Genomic DNA, 16,468 nt, shown 5'->3' on the forward strand with positions numbered 1-16,468 from the left:
GCGTTCCCCCTCATTTGGCCGGCTGTTCCTGTGGCCTGGCACCGCGCGCAATCAGCAGCATGGACAAGGCAATCAGCGCCGCCGAGACATAGGTGGAATATTCATAACCCATCAGCATTGCCGAGGCCTCCGCGCCGGGCTGTGCCATGCGGAACTGTTTCGTCATGGCCAGGAGGAGGCTGCCAATGCCGGCGCCCAGGGCGGACCCGGTGGCAATCAAAAATCCGATCATGCCCATGAAACTGCCGCGGTTGCGGGCATCGGTGAGCGAGACGGCTTCGGTCTGCAGCATCGTCAGGCGAAAGGATTCGCCCGACATGTAGACAATCCCCGAGCACAGCGCGGCGTACATGATGCTTGCGGCAGTGGTCGGCGCATGCAGGATGCCGATCGACGACACTGCGACGCAGGCGCTGGCGACGATGGCCAGCTTGCGGCGGTTGACCCGGTCGGCGCAATGTCCCGCCAGCTGGGTCGCTGAAAAGGCGAAGACGCCGCCAAAGAAGTAGACGAAGATCAGGCCGTCGACCGAAATGGCCCGGTTGAGGATCAGCCAGGAAGGGAAATAGACGATATAGATGCCCGAGGCGACGTAGATCAGGAAAAAGATCGCGGCCATGCCGCGCAGGGGCGCGACGCGCAGCAGCTGGGCAAAGCCGGCAAATACCGGCGCCAGGCGTATGCGAATGTTCGGATTGGGCGCCGGCAGCTGCTCCAGGCGTACCAGTACCACGATGCCGGCTGCCAGTGCCAGCAGGCTCATGAAGTGGAATGCGGTGCGCCAGTCGAATCCATCCATGCGCGACAGCGTCAGGCCCGCCGGCACCGCAGCCACGACTGCCATGAACAGTGCGCTGGTGACCAGGCCCATTGCGCGGCCGCGCCGTTCCTGCGGAATATAGTCGCCGACCGCAGCCAGCGCGCTGCCCAGCAGCGGGCCGGCTGCAATTGCATTGAGGATGCGGAAGGTGTACAGCGATGCCAGATTCCAGGACAACGAGAACAGCAGCGTGGTGAGCGCGGTGGCCAACGTCGCCACGACAATCACGCGCTTGCGGCCGAACTTGTCCGACAGCGGGCCTGCAACCAGGGAAAAGACGCCCATCGTCAAGCCGTAGACGGTGACCAGATACCCGAGGTCCTCGATCGGCGTGGCGATCGCCAGCGCGACTTTGGTCAACAGCGGGGCGACCAGCATGTTGTTCGCATAACTGATGAAAGCCACCAGGAACAGCATTGAGGCGACCGGCCAGATGGACGATTGCACGGATAATTGCGCGCCGATGGCTTGTTTCATGAGAGAGTGATTTGGATTATTTGCAATAATGCAATATTGCATTTATCGTAACAATATAGCAAGAAAACTATTGGTTACCCGCTTGCGCAGCCGGGCAGTCCTTCCCGTGCAGGTATCGTGGGGATGCGTTTTGTTGCGGCAAATGCCGCTACAATGCGCAGCATGAATGTTTCCTTATCTGTTGACGCCATTGCCGCCGGTGCTGCCGCGGCTGATGTGGTGATCGACATCGTTGGCGAGACCGCCTCCACGAATGCCGACTTGCTGGCCCGTATCGGCCAGCTGCGCCAGCCGACCCTGCTCGTGGCGGAATCGCAAACCGCCGGGCGCGGCCGCGCCGGGCGTGCCTGGCTGTCCGGCGCGGGCGATAGCCTGACCTTTTCGCTGGCCTGGCCCCTGCTGCGGCCCATGCGGGAACTGGCCGGCTTGCCGTTGGCGGTTGGCGTCGCGCTGGCCGAAACGCTGGCACAGCTGGACGTGCCGGTGCGGCTGAAATGGCCTAACGACTTGTTGATTGGCGACGCCAAGCTGGCCGGCATCCTGATCGAGACTGCGCTGGAAAAAAACGGCGACCAGCAAGTCTGGGCCGTCATTGGCGTTGGCATGAACCTGGCGCTGCCGCCGGCGCTGGCGCAGCAGATCGGGCGTCCGGCAGCGGCGCTGTCGCCGGCGCTGGCGCAAGACCGCAACCATTTGCTTGGCCGCTTGCTGGGTGGCCTGGCAAACGCCCTGCGACAGTTCGATCGGGAAGGTTTCGCCGCATTCAAGGCACGCTGGAATGGCTTGCATGCCTGGCGCGGGAAAACCGTGCAAATCATTGACCAGGGCCGCGTTGAACGCGAAGGCGTGGCAACTGGCGTGGATGACCAGGGTTGTCTGTTGATCATGACTGAAAACGGCATGGCGCCGGTGCTGGCGGGCGACGTCTCGTTGCGCATGAAGGACGAAGGGGATGTAACACATGCTGTTGCTGGTTGACGCGGGCAATACCCGCATCAAGTGGGCGTTGATGCATTCCGCCCGCCTGGGCGTGGCCGAACTCGGGCACTGGGCCGGTTATGGTTCGGTGGGGCGCGAGGACATTTGCTTGATGGCCGATGCGCTGCAGGGCGTGAATATTTCGCGGGTGCTGATATCCAATGTGGCGGGAGAGGCAATGCGCGCCAGCCTCGAGCGCATGGTTTTGCGCGCCATGGGCATGAAGCCGGTACCGCTGACGTGGTTCGCTTCGCAAGCCGAACTGGCTGGCGTGAAAAATGGCTATCGTGATCCGGCCCAGCTCGGATGCGACCGTTTCGCTGCGCTGATCGGCGCGCGCGCGCTGTTTCCCGGCACGCCCCTGGTGGTTGCCACCTGCGGCACCGCGACGACAGTCGACGCCCTGGATGCTGATGGCCGCTTTCGCGGCGGAATGATCTTGCCGGGGCTGGGGCTGATGGCGTCGTCACTGGCACAAAATACCGCGCAACTGCCGCAAGTGCCGCAATATAATGTGGGTGAACTTCCCTTTGCCGACAATACCCGTGATGCCATCGCCAGCGGCTGCATCGCTGCGCAGGCCGGGGCAATCGGGCGGGCGGTCGCCGCGCACGCGGCACTGCTGCAGCTGGATGCCCCCCGCATGCAGTGCCTCCTTTCGGGCGGGGCCGCTGGCGCAATCGCCCCACATCTTTCCGGCCTCGTGCGGCAGGTGGACAACCTGGTGCTGATCGGCTTGCAGGCAGTATTGAACGTGACGCAATCATCATGCTGAAATTTATCTTCTTGATTCTCCTGCTGGTCAATGGCGGCCTGTTTGCCTATCACCAGGGCCATCTCGACGGCTTGCTTCCGGTGAGCCGAGAACCGGCGCGCCTGGCGCAACAAATGAACGCCGACAAGATCCACCTCTTGCCTGCCCCAGGCAAGCCTGTCACACCGCAGCCGGTGGCGCCGGCGGACCATCCCGCTGCCAGCCCGGCGGCCGGCCCTGCCAGCCAGGCCACACCAGTGGATGCTGCTGCCATGCCGGCGGTGGCAATGGCGGCTGCGTTGCCGGCGCCGCTGGCGGCAAATGCCGCTGCCGCCAAGGCGGAAGACGCGGCAAAGAAGGCCGACAGTGACCAGCCAGCCGAAGCCGACAAAAAGCCGGTGTTCGTCGCTTGCCTCGAGCTGGGAAATTTCAATGAAGTCGATGCCGGGCGTGTCGAGTCGAGGCTGGGGACGCTGGTGCCCGGCGCGCGCCTGTCGCGCCGCGTGATTCGCGAAGTCAGCAGTCATATGGTGATGATGCCGCCGCAGGGCAGCAAGGAAAACGCCGACCGCAAGGTCGATCAGTTGCGCAGCCTTGGTGTTACCGATTTTTACGTCATCCAGGACCAGTCCGAGATGCGCTGGGGTATTTCCCTGGGCATTTTCAGCAGCGAGGAAGCCGCCAGCAAACGCCTGGAACAGTTGAAGCAGCAGGGTGTGCGCACCGCGCGCATCGTTGCCCGCAATGCCGTCAGCAAGGTCGCTTTCCAGTTGCGTGAGCTTGACGCTGCCGGCCGCACCAGGCTCGATGGCCTCAAGACGGATTTTCCGCAGCAACAGCAGCGCAAATGCGCCTGAACCTCATTCAGCGGGCTGCGGCAGGCAATAGTGTCAGCAGGCAGGCACGACAAAGGCAGCCCCTTGTCTGTCCATCGCGATCGCCTGCCTTGTAATCTTCCAGGGCGGCAGCGGGAAGTGCCGGCACTTGCATGCACCAGCATGGCGCGTTGGCCGGGCCATCCGTCACCCCGCAGGAAAACTCGGCCCCGCAGCGCGCGCACCGGCTCATGACCAGGTATCGTCGAGGCTCTTCGCCTTGGGTTGATGGGTGCTGTCGAGCCGGCGCATGGATTGCCGGATCAGTTGCATCTGGCCATTGAAGTTGTGGCAGCCATCGCACAGCATGACATGCGCACGCAGGCGCGTGCGTTCCATCAGCGATAAATCCCGGTCCAGCGCCTCGGACGTCAGGCGGTGCGCTTCCTTGCAGGTGAGTTTGAATCCCATGATTATTTCTTTCCAGGCGCTACACGATTGCCGAACCAGTGCAAATCCAGGCATTCGCGCAGGCGCAGGCGTGCCCGATACAGAATGACCCAGGCATTGGCTGCGGATATGTCCAGTTCCTTGCAGATTTCCGTGGTGTCCAGCCCGAGCCATTCACGCATCATGAAAATGCGCGCGGTTTTCGGTGGCAGGTTTTCCAGACACAATTCCAACACCCGAAAGAAATCCTGCTGTTCCAGCGAGGCATCGGGATTGCCCCAGTGGCGCGGCCTTTGCAGGGGGTGGCCATCGGCGGCGAACAGGGCTTGCGCAACATCCTCTTCCTGCTCATCCTCGTCTGCCGCGAATTGCCGGGTACGCCCGGACTGGCGCAGGACATCGACGATCTTGTGTTTCATGATGCCGATCAGGTAAGTACGCAGGGACGACTGGCCGGTGTAGCCATCCGGCTTTTCCAGCACGGCCACGAGGGTTTCCTGCACCACGTCGTCGGCAGCGCTGTCGTTGCGCAACTGCAGGCGGGCGAAGCGCACCAGGACGGGGCGCAGGGATTCGAGTTGTTCGGTAATGGGTGTGAGCATATTGGTGCGATTGCCAGTTGGCCAAGAGACTAGCGGATTGGCTGGCGAAATACAAGAAATCGCCGGCAAAATCCGGCGCATTCGCTGTAAAATCGCGGGAATATTATTCCAGGACATGCCATGACCAATCACCACCCCGATCTCGCCAATGTATCGCCGCAAATCAAGGCCGAGATCCTTGCCCAGGCGCTGCCGTACATTCGCAAGTTCCACGGCAAGACCATTGTCGTCAAGTACGGCGGCAATGCCATGACCGAAGAGCACCTCAAGCACGGCTTCGCCCGTGATGTCATTTTGCTCAAACTGGTCGGCCTGAACCCGGTGGTGGTGCACGGCGGCGGCCCGCAGATCGACAGCGCCCTGAAGAAAATCGGCAAGCAGGGCAGTTTCGTGCAGGGCATGCGCATCACCGATGAAGAAACCATGGAAGTGGTCGAATGGGTGCTGGGCGGCGAAGTGCAGCAGGATATCGTCATGCTGATCAACCATTACGGCGGCCAGGCCGTCGGCCTGACCGGCAAGGATGGCGGCCTGATCCGCGCGCGCAAGATGCAGATGCCCGACCGCGAAAAGCCGGGCGAATTCCTCGATATCGGCTTTGTGGGCGAAATCGAAGCGATCAACCCGGCGGTGGTAAAGGCCCTGCAGGACGACGCCTTCATTCCCATCATTTCGCCGATCGGCTTTGGCGAAGATGGCCAGGCTTACAACATCAACGCCGACGTGGTGGCTGGCAAGATCGCCGAGATCCTGAAGGCTGAAAAGCTGATCATGATGACCAACATCGCCGGCGTGCAAGACAAGACTGGCAAGCTGGTAACCGACCTGTCGGCGCGCGAGATCGACGAGATGTTTGCCGACGGCACCATCTCCGGCGGCATGCTGCCGAAGATTTCCTCGGCGCTGGATGCTGCCAAGTCGGGTGTCAATACCGTGCACATCATCGACGGCCGCATCGAACACTCGCTCTTGCTGGAAGTGCTGACCGAACAGGCCTTCGGCACAATGATCCGCTCGCATTGATTACCTGGCTGTTCGACCTCGACAATACCCTGCATAACGCCTCGCACGCGATCTTCCCGGCGATCCACGCCAACATGAACGCGTACCTGGCGCAGGTGCTGGGCGATGGCGAAACGCCAGCCGATGCGGCGCATGTCGATGCCGTGCGTACGGCGTACTGGAAGCGCTATGGCGCCACACTCCTGGGCATGATCCGTCACCATGACGTGCGCGCCGACGATTTTCTGCGCGAAGCACACCGCTTTGACGACCTGGCCGGCATGATCCGCGCCGAACGCGGCCTGGCGCGCCTGCTCAAGCGCCTGCCGGGGCGCAAGATCCTGCTGACCAACGCGCCGCGCCGCTACTCGCATGATGTGTTGCGCCATCTTGGCCTGCACCGCCATTTTGCCCACCACGTGCCCATCGAATCCATGTGGGTACATCGCCAGTTGCGTCCCAAGCCGTCCAGGCTCATGCTGAAAAAGCTGCTGGCGCAGTACCGCATCCGTCCGTCGCGCGCCGTCCTGGTGGAAGACACGGTCGACAACCTGAAGTCCGCCAGGGCGCTCGGCGTGCGCACCGTCTGGGTGACCGGTTACATGTCGGCCAATGTCGCGCCAACGTCACGCGTCCTCGCTGCCCAGGGCGGCGGCGCGACAAAGCTACCCGCTTATGTCGATGTCAAAGTAAAATCGGTGCGACGACTTCCCGCCAGCCTGTCCCGGCTGCGCTAACCGCTGACAAGAACCGACGACACCATGGCCACCACCAAACCGGGCGAACGCAAGCTGCAGATCCTGCAAACCCTGGCATCCATGCTGGAGCAGCCCAGGGGCGAAAAGATCACCACCGCCGCCCTGGCCGCGCGACTGGAAGTGTCCGAGGCGGCGCTGTACCGGCACTTCGCCAGCAAGGCGCAAATGTTCGAGGGACTCATCGAATTTATCGAGTCTACCGTGTTCGGCCTCATCAACCAGATCACCGAACGCGAGGAAAATGGCCTGCAGCAGGCGCACGCGATTGCCGCCATGCTGCTCAATTTCGCCGAGCGCAATCCTGGCATGACGCGGGTCATGATCGGCGACGCCCTGGTCAATGAGGACGAGCGCCTGCAGGCGCGCATGAACCAGTTCACCGATCGCGTCGAGCTGGCACTGAAGCAGGCGCTGCGCGTGGCCGCCACTCAGGGCCAGGCCGACGAGGCGCAAGCTGCCGCCCGTGCCGGCATGATCGCCAGCTTCGTGATTGGCCGCTGGCATCGTTTTGCCAAGACCGGTTTTCGCCACGGCATGGCCGAAGCTGCGCCGGCGCAGCTGGCCATGCTGCTGGCGTGACATCGCCACCCTTGCCGTACCGCGCTTTCCTCATTGCCCTGATCTAGCGTATGTCCTGCTTCGCCCTGCTCGACAATGCCGGCGCCACCGACGCGCGCTCGCGCCTGTACACCGGCCATGTCGCCACGCTCGCCTGCGCCGATGCGGCGCAGTTGCCGGATTTTCTGGAACGCATGCAGCAGGCGCTGGCACAGGGGCGCCACGCCGTGGCGATGTTCGACTATGCCCTCGGCGAACAGTTGCAGGAAATCGCTGCGCCCGTTTCGGGCGCACCAGCGGGGGCGGTAGCGCAAGTTTTGCTCTTTGAGCATTGCTGCATGCTGACAGCCGGCGAGGTTGATGCGTGGCTGGCGCAACAGGAGCCCGTCGCGAGCGCAGCCGGGCGCACTGCCGGCATTGCCAACCTGCGCGCCAGCGTCGACGGGCGCCAATTCCATGATGCCATCGACCGCATTCACCGCTACCTGGAGTCGGGCGACACTTACCAGGTCAACTATACCTACCGGCTGCGCTTCGATGCCTGGGGCGAGCCTCTCGTACTGTACCGGCGCCTGCGCGCCAGCCAGCCGGTGCCGTATGGCGCCCTGGTGGCGCTGCCGGATGGCGGCACGATCCTGTCGTTTTCGCCGGAGCTGTTTGTGCGCAACGACGCTGGCGAACTCACTGCGCGTCCGATGAAAGGCACGGCTGCTGCCAGCGGCGACGCCGCCGAAGATGCGTTGCGCGCGCAGGCGCTGGCGAGCGACCCGAAAAATCGTGCGGAAAACCTGATGATCGTCGACTTGCTGCGCAACGATCTGGGCCGCATCGCGCAGCCGGGGTCGGTGCGCGTGCCGCAGCTGTTCGAGGTGAGCCGCTATGGCCAGGTGCTGCAAATGACGTCGACAGTGTGCGCCCGTCCGCGTGCCGAAGTCGACCTTGCGCAATTGCTGGTGGCGCTGTTCCCGTGCGGTTCGATTACCGGTGCGCCCAAGCGCCGCACCATGCAAATCATCCGCGAACTCGAGGCCGACCCGCGTGGCTTGTATACCGGTGCGCTCGGCTGGTTCGAAGCGACTGCCTTAGACCAGCACATCGGCAATTTCTGCCTTTCCGTACCGATCCGCACCCTGGTGCTGCAAGCGCCGCAGGGCGGCGTACGTGCCGGTGAAATGGGAGTCGGCGCGGGCATCGTGTACGACAGCGATGCCGCCACCGAGTATGCGGAATGCCGCCTCAAGGCGCGGTTCCTGACTGGCCTGACGCAGGACTTCGAATTGCTGGAAACAATGCAGGCAAGTAGCGCCGGATGTCCCTGGCTGGAGCGCCACCTGCAGCGCCTGGGCGCATCGGCCAGGTATTTTGGCTTTGCCTGCGATGCGGTGGCGCTGCGCGAGCATATCGGGCGGACCTGCGCGGGCCTGGCGCCAGGCATGCACCGCCTGCGCCTGGCCTTGCGCCAGGATGGCAGTGTGACGATACAGACGGCGCCGCTGGCGCCGCTGGATCAACCGGTCAAGCTCCTGCTGGCGCAGCAGCCCATGCGCTCGGATGACCTGTTCTTGCGGCACAAGACCACCGTGCGCGCAGCCTATGACGTGGCCTGGAAAGCGGCCGAGGCCCAAGGCGCGTTCGACATGCTGTTCCAGAATGAGGCCGGCGAAATGACCGAGGGTGCGCGCAGCAATCTCTTCATCAAGTTGCGCGGGCAGTGGCTAACGCCGCCGCTGGCTGCGGGCGTATTGCCGGGCGTGATGCGCGCAGTCTTGCTGGACGATCCGGCGTGGCAAGCCGTCGAAGCGCCCATTACCCTTGCGGACGTGCGCGCGGCTGACGAAATCGTGGTGTGCAATGCCCTGCGCGGCGCCTTGCGCGCCATCCTCTCGCCACAAAATTAGTTTCCCTAAAGACAGTCCCAAGTCGGCTGACTGGCATTTCGGCCAGTGGTTAATTTGACATTGTCGTTTTACCATCTGCGCAGGGTGGATAAAAAATCAAAATTCTGTCTCCCCGAAGAGCGATTCATAATAATCAGGAGACAGCAGCATGCAAAAAAGAATGTTCCCCCGCTTCGTCTTGACGCTGCTGCTGGGCGCCGGCATTGTGGCGCCAGCGTTGGCGCTTACGCCCGGCAGCGGTACCTGGGTCAAGGAAACCGCTACATATGGCACCCCGGACCTGAAAGATGCGTATGTATATGTGCCCAAGAATACGGCACCGCAAGTACTGGGCGGCAAGCGCGCATTGATGCTGAGCCTGCATGGCTGCGGCATGACTGCCTCCACCAGTGTGATCGACAAGCGTTTTAACTGGGAAACGACCGCAGAAAAATACGGCATGGTGGTGATCGCCCCGACCGTGCCGGCGGGCACCAGTTCCACCCGCGTTGCTGGCGGCTGTTTCGACTGGTTCGGCACTAATCATAACCGCAGCACGCGCGATGTCGTCCCGCTGATCAAGCTGATCGATGCCGTCAAGGCGCGCACCAATCTCGACATCGACTCCAACCAGATTTATGTCAGTGGCTTGTCCGCCGGTGCGGGTGAAACGCACGTGCTGGGCTGCTCCTTCCCCGAGTACTTTGCCGGCGTCGCGCCGAATGCCTCGCCCACCCTGGGGGCGGAAGCCGGCGACATTTCGGTAGCGCCAAAACGCAGCGCCCAGCAAGTGGCAGATACCTGCCGCGCCATCAACGGCAACCAGTTCAATGCCTGGCTTGATACGCAGATTTTTTCCACGGTGTATGGCGACAAGGATTACCTGGTGCTGCCGGCGCATAATGTGCGCAACCGCGACGGCATGCAAATCGTCTATGGCGCATCGACCGCCGCCGGCACCCAAACCGTGGCAGGCGGCGGCACTGCCGATCTGTGGAAAGACAGCAAGGGCCGGCTGCGCATCTCCAGCATGGTCGTGGCTGGCATGAGCCACGCCTGGCCGGCCGGTCCGAGCGGTGCGCAGACGACTGCCTGGGTTGACTTTACGCGGGTCGACTATCCCGCCTATGTCACGCAGTTTTTCTTTGAAAACAACCTGCGCGTCAACAAGTGGAAGATTGCCTGTTCCGTTGCCGTGCCAAGCGCCACCAGCGCGACAGTCTCGGCGTCTGCCACGGCAGCGAGCGGCGCAACGGTGGCCAGCTATCGCGTGGCCTTGCAGGGCAAGACGGCGGTCAACGATACGGCGGCAGGCAGCGGTGCCAGCCTGAAAAAGACATATAGCCTGGGTAACGGGATTTATGGCGGCAGCGTGACCGCGGTGGATTCCAAGGGCGTCGAATCGGAAGCCTGCCAGCTGCCGTCGTTCCAGGTCGGCGAACCCGACCCGTTCTATGCGCCGACGAATATCCAGGCCACCGGCATTTCTTCAAGCGCCATCAAGCTGACCTGGACTGCCGCAGCGGGTGCCACCGCCTATGACGTCAAGCGCGGCACCGTGACGCTGCGCGTGACTGGCACCGAAGCGACCGACACCGGCCTGGAAGCCGACAAGGCCTATACCTACACGATCACCTCGATCGGCGCTGCCGGCCCCAGCGCGCCTTCCGCACCAGTAACCGGCAAGACCCTTGCCGTCACTTACACGGAAAAGGTAACGGCAACCGTCACCGGGCATTACGCCGCCGGCCGCATCAACGTCAACCAGTACCTGCAGCTCGGCGCGAAATATGGCTACAACGCCTCGATGACGCTGTACAAGTGCGCGGGTGCCTGGACCAATTCTTCCAGCTGCGGTCCGCTGCAATAGTTTCTCCCTGGGTGCTGTCCCGGGCCATCCGGGGCTGCCCGTGCCTGATGTCAGGTTGGCCAGTCGGCGCAAGTCGACTGGCTTTTTTTATGTCTTGAATTTGAGCCGTGACTATTTCGAAAAAAGGCCGTTTTTCAACAGCTTGGCGTAGATGTTGATCATGCTTTCAATATTCGATTTGCGGGGATCGATATATTCATACTGGTAAAGCATTGTCATGTAGCTGCGCAGGCCCATCAGCATGAACACCAGAACGTCGATTTCTTCCAGTTCCCATCCAGCGATTTCACCCCGGCTGTGGCTGCGGATGAGCGAACGGCGGTAGCCGTCCTGGAAGCGCCGGATATGCTTGTGAAACGCTTCAGGCGCAAACACTTCGGCTTCGTTCAGGACGCGCAGAAAGCCGGGCGTCTTGCGGCAAAAATCGAAATAAGCTTCGATACGTTGCTTTTCGCGCTCGATGCCGGCCACGGAATCGTCAATGCGGCCGCGTATGTGTGCCAGCAAGCGCTCGCCCAGCGCAGGCAAAAGCTGGTTGAACAAATCCTGGCGGGATTCAAAGTAATTGTAAAAAGTGCCGCTTGCCAAGTTGGCCCGTGCCATGATTTTTGCGATCCCCGCGCCCGCATAGCCTTCTTCCCCCACGACTTGTACGGCCGCTTCAAAGAGTGCCAGGCGCGTGTCTTCTCCTTTGGCTTCGCGCGTGCGTTTCAGCTTGACTGGGGCTTGTGGTTTCATCTGACTTGTTGAATTGGCGAATAATGGTGAATGCGTCTGACATGCCGCGCATCAGGCGGGTATTTGCGCGTGAGGCATGATAGGGCAAATATCAGCGGCCGGTCCACTTTGGCGTGCGCTTCTCGAGAAAAGCGCTCGGACCCTCTTGATAATCTTCTGTCTTTGCAAGTTTCGCCAGTGCTTCATGTCCTTCCCGGTGCAAGCGCTCTTCAGGCCATGCCTGCGCATGACGCGCAATGCGCAGGCTTTCGCGCACGGCAAGCGGAGAGTTTTCGCAAATGCCGGAAGCCAGGCGGTATGCCGATTCGATTAGCTTGTCGGCTGGGACGACATCGTTGACGAGTCCCAGGGACAACGCCCTTGCCGCGCTGATGGGATTGCCTGTTGCAATCATTTCCAAGGCGATGGCGCGCGGAATGACGCGGGGCAAGCGGTACAGGCCGCCTTCCGTCGCCATCAAGCCGCGCTTTACCTCCGGCAAACCAAAAATGCTTGTGTCAGCCGCGATAATCATGTCGCAGGCCAACGCGATTTCCATCCCCCCGGCCAAGGCAGGTCCATTGACGGCGGCGATCCAGGTTTTGCTGCGCTGAAAATTCGCAAAGCCGGCAAAGCCGCCGCGCGGCGTCGACAGTTGTGCGACTCTGCCGTCGGCAACCTCCCGCAAATCTGCGCCTGCGGAAAAAGCCTTGTCGCCCGATCCTGTGAGGATCACCGCCCAGATATCCGGATTGCTTTCTGTGTCTTCCACGATCTGGCCCAACGCGGCTGTCAGCGCTCCGTTGATGGCATTGCGCGCTGCCGGGCGGTTGAGCGTCACCAGCAGGATGTGTTCATTCAGGTGCTTTTGCAATACGGGCGAATTGATCTGATCCATGGCTATCTTTCGTTTTGGAAATGAACCACTATTCATAAATATTCATGCGCAATGAATAATAACTTCTTAAGCTGTATTGGCAAAATAAAGAATTTAAAATAAAAATATGAATTTCCGTTCACTTTTATATCTTATGTGCTAAAGTGGATTTCATGTTGAGGTGAATCGGAGTTTGGTCGAGTGTCGCGACGCGATGTGGTCAGAATAGGTTGATGGAAATGAATGTCCAGGAAAAGCAAAGCATAGGTGACGTGCCCGCTGCTGGTTTCACGGTATATGAAGCATTCCGGGCGACCTGCGCCAGATGGCCGAATCGGGCCTTCCTGGCCATGAGTCCCCTGGCCGAACGGGAATATTTCCCGGAAGGCTATGAAATAACGTACACCGAAGCCTTGGCGGAAGTCGGCCAGCGCATTGTTGCCCTGCAGTCGGCAGGCTACGGCTTGGGGCATCGCATCGGCGTACTGGCGGAAAACCGGCCGCAGCATTTCATTTTGCAGCTGGCATTCAATGCGCTGGGCATTTCCATCGTGCCCTTGAATCCAGACCTGCGCGCGCCGGAACTGGCCTTCATCCTTGCGCATTCCGACCTCGACCTGGTGATTTCAATCGATGCGCGCCTGCCAGGCCTGGCAGAACTGGCGCATGCCTGTTCCAGGCAGCCACCGGTCGTCGCGCTGGCGTCGTTGGCCTATCCGCCGGCGCGCACGCCCAGGCGCGAAGGTGCGCTCGGCAGTGCAACCGAAGCGGGCTTGCTGTACACCTCCGGGACCACCGGCAAGCCAAAGGGATGCATCCTGAGTAATGAATACTATGAATTCCTGGGGAATTATTATGCCCGCGCCGGTGGCGTGGCCGAATTGAGGGAGGGGCTTGAGCGGGTGTTCAACCCCCTGCCGGTGTTTCATCAGAATGCAGGGATTTTTACCCTGATGGGCGTGATCATGTCCGGCGCCTGCTTTGTCATGACCGACCGCTTTCACTTGAACAGCTGGTGGCGTGAAGTGGCTGAAAGCCGGGCAACCGTCGTCCATTACCTCGGCGTCATGACGGCATTGCTCTTGAAACTGCCAGCGTCCCCCGACGAGCGTCGCCATGCCATACGCTTTGGCATCGGCGCCGGCATTGAGCCGGAATTGCATGCGCTTGCCGAGGCGCGTTTTGGCTTTCCGCTGGTGGAATTATGGGGCTCGACGGAGACTGGCGGCGGCTTCCTGGCCAATGCCGAACCCAGGCAAATTCACGACAAGGCAGTGGGGCGGCCCGGCAATCGCGCTGGCCATGACTTCGAGGTGCGCCTGGTCGACCAGAACGGCGCCGATGTCGTCGCAGGCGCGCCGGGCGAACTGCTGGTGCGGCGCCGCGGCAGCGATCCGCGCAGGGGCATGTTTTCCGGCTACCTGAAGGATGAAGCCGCCACAGCTGCCGCCTGGCGCGGCGGCTGGTATCACACAGGCGACGTGCTGCGCCAGGACGACAGCGGCATGCTGTATTTCGTCGACAGGATCAAGAACATCATTCGCCGCTCCGGCGAGAACATCGCCGCCGCGGAAATCGAAGCGGTATTGCTCACCCACCAAGACGTCGTAGAGGCCGCGGTGTTCGCAGTGCCGGATGCGCTGCGCGATGAAGAGGTCATGGCATGCATTGTCCCGTCGCAGGCGCGGGCCGGCGATGCGGCTTTTGGTGAAGAACTGTTCGAATGGTGTTTCAGCCGGCTGGCGTATTACAAGGCGCCGGGCTGGCTCCTGTTCGTCGATACGCTGCCAAAAACCAGCACGCAGAAAGTTCAGAAGGCGAATATTTTCGGCGGCAAGGAAGACCCGCGCCAACGCGCCGGTGTACTCGACTTCTGCTCACGTAAAAAGAAACAGCGCGCAAGCGCTTGAAGGAGGATATCCACATCATGACTGGCTTTGATCTCTCGGGAAAAACCATCCTGCTCACCGGTGCCATGGGCGGCATTGGCCGCGCAACCGCACAGGCGTTGATACACCAGGGCGCGCGCGTGATCCTGTGCGACGCCACCGCGCCGGATACGCAGTTCATCGCGTCGCTGGGCGAGCGGGCAAGCGGTGAGCGCTGCGACGTCACTGACCGGGCGGCCATCAAGGCGCTGGCGGCCCGGCACCCGCATGTCGATGGATTGGTCCTGAATGCCGGCATCCTGCCTTTCGATGACTGGATGGCGGACGATTGGGATGGCGCTTTCGACAAAGTGATGTCGGTGAATGTCAAGGGTCTCCTGAACTTTGCGCGGGTCTTCATGCCGCCAATGATCGAGCGCAAGAGCGGCAGCATCGTGGTGGTCGGGTCTGCCTCTGGCCGCATGGGCGGCATGCAGGCCGGGCCGCACTATGTTGCTTCGAAAGGCGCCGCGCACGCCCTGGTGCGCTGGCTTGCCCTGCGTGGCGCACCGCACGGTGTCGTGGTCAATGGCGTGGCGCCAGGCAGTGTCGACACGGCCATGTTGGCCGGCAAGCCATTCACTGCCGACAAGGTGCCTGCCGGCCGCATGGCACTGGCGGAAGAAGTCGCCTGGCCGATCGCTTTCTTGTGCTCGCCAGGCGCGGGATTCATGTGTGGCGCAATTCTTGATGTGAATGGTGGCCTGGTGTTTTCTTAATGCAGTAAAAATTGCCGCATAACGACGGTGTAATCACTAATGGAGACGATGATGAGAAACAAAAAAATCTTGCTTGCCCTGCTGACAGCCGGGCTGATGTCTGGCGTAGCGCAGGCGCAAACTACGATAAAAATTGGCGTTCTGAATGACCAGAGCGGCATTGGTTCGTCGCTGGGCGGGGCCGGGTCCATCCTGGCGGCCAAAATGGCGATTGAAGATTTTACGGCCAAGCACAAGAACGTCAAGGTGGAATTAGTGACGGCCGATCACCAGAACAAGGCCGACATCGGCTCCAGCCTGGCGCGCGAATGGTATGACCAGAAGGGCGTCGACGCCATCTTCGATGTGCAGACTTCTTCGGTTGCCCTGGCTGTCAGCGACATCACCAAGGCCAAGAACAAGGTCATGGTCAATTCCGGTGCCGGCAGCGCCGACCTGACCGGATCCAAATGTACCCCCAATAACGTCCACTGGACCTACGATACCTGGGCCCTGGCCAATGCGACCGGGAGCGCCCTGGTCAAGAGAGGCGGCAATTCCTGGTATTTCATCACCGCCGATTACGCGTTTGGCCATGCCCTGGAAAAGGATACCACCGCAGTGGTGACCAAGGCCGGCGGCAAGGTCCTGGGCAGCGTGCGCCATCCATTCGCTGCGCCCGATTTCAGTTCCTTCCTGCTGCAGGCGCAGGCTTCCAAAGCGAAGGTCATCGGACTGGCGACCTCCGCGGGCGACCTGGTCAACCTGATCAAGCAAGCATCGGAATTCAAGGTCCGCGAAAGCGGGCAGACACTGGCCGGCCTGCTGATTTTCATTTCCGATGTCGATGGGCTGGGTTTGAAAGCGGCGCAGGGCCTGCTGCTGTCGGAGTCGTTTTACTGGGACTTGAACGAGGGCACGCGCACCTGGTCGCAGCGGTTTGCGGAACGCCACAAGAACAAGATGCCGACCATGGTGCATGCCGGCGTCTATGCGGGCGTGACCCACTATCTCAAGGCCGCCACCGCGCTGGGCAGTTCTTCCGATGGCGCCAAGGTGGTGGCCAAGATGAAGGAAATGCCGACAGACGATCCTTTGTTCGGCAAGGGCGAAATCCGCATCGATGGCCGCAAGATTCACCCGATGTACTTGTTTGAAGTCAAGCGCCCGGAGGAGTCGAAAGGACCGTTCGATTATTACAAGATGATTGCCACGATTCCCGCCGATGAAGCTTTCCGTCCGCTGGCCGAGGGTGGTTGTTCCCTGGTGAAGTAAGCCGAGCGCGGC

Annotated in this window: 17 protein-coding genes; 11 read left to right on the forward strand and 6 right to left on the reverse strand. The window is 61.4% G+C overall.

Annotated elements, in window-relative coordinates:
* Positions 1–10 precede the first annotated feature (10 nt).
* A complete protein-coding gene (locus EKL02_RS03050) occupies positions 11–1,297 on the reverse strand; it encodes an MFS transporter (RefSeq protein WP_164931935.1) in 1,287 nt (428 codons plus the stop codon).
* A gap of 162 nt (positions 1,298–1,459) precedes the next feature.
* On the opposite strand from EKL02_RS03050, the gene EKL02_RS03055 reads away from it, so the two are divergent.
* From EKL02_RS03055 to EKL02_RS03065, 3 genes are read left to right on the forward strand one after another with little or no spacing between them, the layout of a single operon-like run.
* Positions 1,460–2,275 carry a biotin--[acetyl-CoA-carboxylase] ligase gene (locus tag EKL02_RS03055; protein WP_128900670.1) on the forward strand — a complete coding sequence of 272 codons (816 nt, stop codon included), beginning with the start codon at positions 1,460–1,462 and terminating at the stop codon, positions 2,273–2,275.
* Positions 2,259–3,050, forward strand: coding sequence for a type III pantothenate kinase (locus EKL02_RS03060; protein WP_128900671.1), 792 nt, complete (start codon positions 2,259–2,261; stop codon positions 3,048–3,050). The genes EKL02_RS03055 and EKL02_RS03060 overlap by 17 nt, the downstream gene beginning before the upstream one ends.
* Positions 3,044–3,886, forward strand: a complete 843-nt coding sequence (locus EKL02_RS03065) for an SPOR domain-containing protein (protein WP_128900672.1) — start codon at positions 3,044–3,046, stop codon at positions 3,884–3,886. Before EKL02_RS03060 ends, EKL02_RS03065 begins: the two co-directional genes overlap by 7 nt.
* Positions 3,887–3,893: 7 nt before the next feature.
* Here EKL02_RS03065 and EKL02_RS03070 read toward each other — a convergent pair whose 3' ends face one another.
* Genes EKL02_RS03070 through EKL02_RS03080 form a run of 3 tightly spaced genes read right to left on the reverse strand, consistent with a single transcriptional unit; the run spans position 3,894 to position 4,896 of the window.
* On the reverse strand, positions 3,894–4,097 hold the full coding sequence (locus EKL02_RS03070; protein WP_128900673.1) for a cysteine-rich CWC family protein: 204 nt from the start codon (positions 4,095–4,097) through the stop codon (positions 3,894–3,896).
* Positions 4,094–4,315 carry a zf-HC2 domain-containing protein gene (locus EKL02_RS03075; protein ID WP_128900674.1) on the reverse strand — a complete coding sequence of 74 codons (222 nt, stop codon included), beginning with the start codon at positions 4,313–4,315 and terminating at the stop codon, positions 4,094–4,096. The genes EKL02_RS03070 and EKL02_RS03075 overlap by 4 nt, the downstream gene beginning before the upstream one ends.
* Before the next feature lie 2 nt (positions 4,316–4,317).
* Complete coding sequence (locus EKL02_RS03080) at positions 4,318–4,896, reverse strand: sigma-70 family RNA polymerase sigma factor (protein WP_128900675.1); 579 nt, start codon at positions 4,894–4,896, stop codon at positions 4,318–4,320.
* Positions 4,897–5,016: 120 nt separating this feature from the next.
* On the opposite strand from EKL02_RS03080, the gene argB reads away from it, so the two are divergent.
* The 5 genes from argB to EKL02_RS03105 all read left to right on the forward strand — a co-directional run bounded on the left by argB (position 5,017) and on the right by EKL02_RS03105 (position 10,961).
* Complete coding sequence (gene argB, locus EKL02_RS03085) at positions 5,017–5,919, forward strand: acetylglutamate kinase (RefSeq protein WP_128900676.1); 903 nt, start codon at positions 5,017–5,019, stop codon at positions 5,917–5,919.
* The gene (locus EKL02_RS03090; protein ID WP_128900677.1) at positions 5,916–6,635 is read left to right on the forward strand and encodes a pyrimidine 5'-nucleotidase; all 720 of its coding nucleotides are present in this window, start codon (positions 5,916–5,918) and stop codon (positions 6,633–6,635) included. Before argB ends, EKL02_RS03090 begins: the two co-directional genes overlap by 4 nt.
* A 24-nt stretch (positions 6,636–6,659) precedes the next feature.
* Entirely contained in the window at positions 6,660–7,235 is a 576-nt protein-coding gene (slmA, locus tag EKL02_RS03095) for a nucleoid occlusion factor SlmA (RefSeq protein ID WP_128900678.1), read from the forward strand.
* A gap of 50 nt (positions 7,236–7,285) precedes the next feature.
* Complete coding sequence (locus EKL02_RS03100; RefSeq protein ID WP_128900679.1) at positions 7,286–9,112, forward strand: chorismate-binding protein; 1,827 nt, start codon at positions 7,286–7,288, stop codon at positions 9,110–9,112.
* Between the two features lie 148 nt (positions 9,113–9,260).
* Positions 9,261–10,961, forward strand: a complete 1,701-nt coding sequence (locus EKL02_RS03105) for a PHB depolymerase family esterase (protein ID WP_128900680.1) — start codon at positions 9,261–9,263, stop codon at positions 10,959–10,961.
* A gap of 111 nt (positions 10,962–11,072) precedes the next feature.
* Here EKL02_RS03105 and EKL02_RS03110 read toward each other — a convergent pair whose 3' ends face one another.
* Both EKL02_RS03110 and EKL02_RS03115 read right to left on the reverse strand, forming a co-directional pair.
* The gene (locus EKL02_RS03110) at positions 11,073–11,699 is read right to left on the reverse strand and encodes a TetR/AcrR family transcriptional regulator (RefSeq protein ID WP_128900681.1); all 627 of its coding nucleotides are present in this window, start codon (positions 11,697–11,699) and stop codon (positions 11,073–11,075) included.
* A 91-nt stretch (positions 11,700–11,790) separates the two neighbouring features.
* Positions 11,791–12,576 (reverse strand): enoyl-CoA hydratase-related protein, encoded by a 786-nt coding sequence (locus EKL02_RS03115; protein ID WP_128900682.1) that lies wholly within the window; start codon positions 12,574–12,576, stop codon positions 11,791–11,793.
* Between the two features lie 212 nt (positions 12,577–12,788).
* Here EKL02_RS03115 and EKL02_RS03120 point away from each other — a divergent pair, with 212 nt between their 5' ends.
* The 3 genes from EKL02_RS03120 to EKL02_RS03130 are packed head-to-tail and all read left to right on the forward strand — an operon-like array spanning position 12,789 to position 16,456.
* Complete coding sequence (locus EKL02_RS03120) at positions 12,789–14,465, forward strand: AMP-binding protein (RefSeq protein ID WP_128900683.1); 1,677 nt, start codon at positions 12,789–12,791, stop codon at positions 14,463–14,465.
* Positions 14,466–14,482: 17 nt separating this feature from the next.
* Positions 14,483–15,202 carry an SDR family NAD(P)-dependent oxidoreductase gene (locus EKL02_RS03125; protein ID WP_128900684.1) on the forward strand — a complete coding sequence of 240 codons (720 nt, stop codon included), beginning with the start codon at positions 14,483–14,485 and terminating at the stop codon, positions 15,200–15,202.
* 51 nt (positions 15,203–15,253) lie between these two features.
* A complete protein-coding gene (locus EKL02_RS03130) occupies positions 15,254–16,456 on the forward strand; it encodes an ABC transporter substrate-binding protein (protein WP_128900685.1) in 1,203 nt (400 codons plus the stop codon).
* Positions 16,457–16,468: the final 12 nt, after the last annotated feature.

The sequence above is a fragment of the Janthinobacterium sp. 17J80-10 genome (assembly GCF_004114795.1).
Classification (GTDB): Bacteria; Pseudomonadota; Gammaproteobacteria; order Burkholderiales; family Burkholderiaceae_D; genus Paucimonas.

Excerpts from the sequence above, each read along its gene's own strand:
- EKL02_RS03050 (WP_164931935.1), bottom strand. The coding sequence starts at position 1,297 with ATGAAACAAGCCATCGGCGCGCAATTATCCGTGCAATCGTCCATCTGG.
- EKL02_RS03055 (WP_128900670.1), top strand. The coding sequence starts at position 1,460 with ATGAATGTTTCCTTATCTGTTGACGCCATTGCCGCCGGTGCTGCCGCG.
- EKL02_RS03060 (WP_128900671.1), top strand. The coding sequence starts at position 2,259 with ATGCTGTTGCTGGTTGACGCGGGCAATACCCGCATCAAGTGGGCGTTG.
- EKL02_RS03065 (WP_128900672.1), top strand. The coding sequence starts at position 3,044 with ATGCTGAAATTTATCTTCTTGATTCTCCTGCTGGTCAATGGCGGCCTG.
- EKL02_RS03070 (WP_128900673.1), bottom strand. The coding sequence starts at position 4,097 with ATGAGCCGGTGCGCGCGCTGCGGGGCCGAGTTTTCCTGCGGGGTGACG.
- EKL02_RS03075 (WP_128900674.1), bottom strand. The coding sequence starts at position 4,315 with ATGGGATTCAAACTCACCTGCAAGGAAGCGCACCGCCTGACGTCCGAG.
- EKL02_RS03080 (WP_128900675.1), bottom strand. The coding sequence starts at position 4,896 with ATGCTCACACCCATTACCGAACAACTCGAATCCCTGCGCCCCGTCCTG.
- argB (WP_128900676.1), top strand. The coding sequence starts at position 5,017 with ATGACCAATCACCACCCCGATCTCGCCAATGTATCGCCGCAAATCAAG.
- slmA (WP_128900678.1), top strand. The coding sequence starts at position 6,660 with ATGGCCACCACCAAACCGGGCGAACGCAAGCTGCAGATCCTGCAAACC.
- EKL02_RS03100 (WP_128900679.1), top strand. The coding sequence starts at position 7,286 with ATGTCCTGCTTCGCCCTGCTCGACAATGCCGGCGCCACCGACGCGCGC.
- EKL02_RS03105 (WP_128900680.1), top strand. The coding sequence starts at position 9,261 with ATGCAAAAAAGAATGTTCCCCCGCTTCGTCTTGACGCTGCTGCTGGGC.
- EKL02_RS03110 (WP_128900681.1), bottom strand. The coding sequence starts at position 11,699 with ATGAAACCACAAGCCCCAGTCAAGCTGAAACGCACGCGCGAAGCCAAA.
- EKL02_RS03115 (WP_128900682.1), bottom strand. The coding sequence starts at position 12,576 with ATGGATCAGATCAATTCGCCCGTATTGCAAAAGCACCTGAATGAACAC.
- EKL02_RS03120 (WP_128900683.1), top strand. The coding sequence starts at position 12,789 with ATGGAAATGAATGTCCAGGAAAAGCAAAGCATAGGTGACGTGCCCGCT.
- EKL02_RS03125 (WP_128900684.1), top strand. The coding sequence starts at position 14,483 with ATGACTGGCTTTGATCTCTCGGGAAAAACCATCCTGCTCACCGGTGCC.
- EKL02_RS03130 (WP_128900685.1), top strand. The coding sequence starts at position 15,254 with ATGAGAAACAAAAAAATCTTGCTTGCCCTGCTGACAGCCGGGCTGATG.